The following is a 1153-nucleotide window of genomic DNA, read 5'->3' on the forward strand; positions in this document are numbered from 1 at the left end:
GGCTGAGGTTATCCACGGCGCGGTCGATCAACTTGCTGCGATCGTAGGTGGTGACAATATCCACGCCGGGCGGCAGGCTGCTTTTCAGTTGTTCCAGCTTGGTCTTGACCGCTGCAATGGCCTCACGCGCATTTTTGCCGCTGCGCAGGATCACCACGCCGCCGACGGCTTCGCCCTCGCCGTCCAGCTCACTGATGCCCCGACGCAGGTCCGGGCCAAGTTGAATGTTTGCCACGTCGCCAAGGCTCACCGGCACGTTGTTGGTGCCGAGCCGCAGGGGAATCGCGCGAAAATCCGCCAGGGTTTTCAGGTAGCCGGAGGCGCGCACCACGTATTCGGACTCGCCCATGTTCAGCACCGAGCCGCCGGTTTCCTGGTTGGCCTTGTCGATAGCCTCTTTGACCTGGGCCTGGGTAACGCCGCGACTCGCCATGGCCAGCGGGTCGAGCTGTACCTGGTACTGCTTGACCTGGCCGCCGATGGTCGCCACTTCGGCCACATTCGGCAGGGTCTTGAGTTCGAACTTGAGGAACCAGTCCTGCAGCGCACGCAGTTGCGCCAAGTCCTGCTGGCCGCTGCGGTCCACCAAGGCGTACTGGTAGATCCAGCCCACCCCGGTGGCGTCCGGCCCCAACGATGGCTTGGCCGATGCGGGCAGCCGCGCCTGCAATTGGCTGAGGTATTCCAGCACCCGCGAGCGCGCCCAATACAGGTCAGTGCCTTCGTCGAACAGCACGTACACATAGCTGTCGCCGAAGAACGAAAAACCGCGCACGGTCTTGGCGCCCGGTACCGACAGCATGGTGGTGGTCATCGGGTAAGTGACCTGGTTTTCGACAATTTGCGGCGCCTGGCCCGGGTACGGCGTGCGGATGATCACCTGCACATCCGAGAGGTCCGGCAAGGCATCCACCGGCGTATTTTGCACCGCCCACACGCCCCACGCGGTAATGAACAAGGTCGCGAGCAGCACCAGAAACCGGTTGGCCACCGACCAGCGAATCAGCAAGGCGATCATGGCTGGGCTCCTGGCTGCATGCTCATGCCCGACATGTCGGATGTTGGCGCGGTTATGCCGCTTAAACTGGCTTCGGAATCGAGCAGGAATTGGCCGGAGGCGACCACCTGCTGGCCTTCTTGCAAGCCGCCGAGG

At 63.1% G+C, this 1153-nt stretch carries 1 protein-coding gene and 1 pseudogene; both read right to left on the reverse strand.

What is annotated here, in order from left to right:
• Positions 1–1018 (reverse strand): efflux RND transporter permease subunit (locus tag FEM54_RS32905; RefSeq protein WP_138454322.1); only part of this gene is annotated, 1018 nt, incomplete at its 3' end.
• Positions 1015–1153, reverse strand: a pseudogene (locus FEM54_RS34900) (efflux RND transporter periplasmic adaptor subunit); the annotation flags it as partial. The gene FEM54_RS32905 and the pseudogene FEM54_RS34900, both read right to left, overlap by 4 nt.

Source organism: Pseudomonas edaphica (genome assembly GCF_005863185.1).
GTDB classification, from domain to species: Bacteria; Pseudomonadota; Gammaproteobacteria; order Pseudomonadales; family Pseudomonadaceae; genus Aquipseudomonas; species Aquipseudomonas edaphica.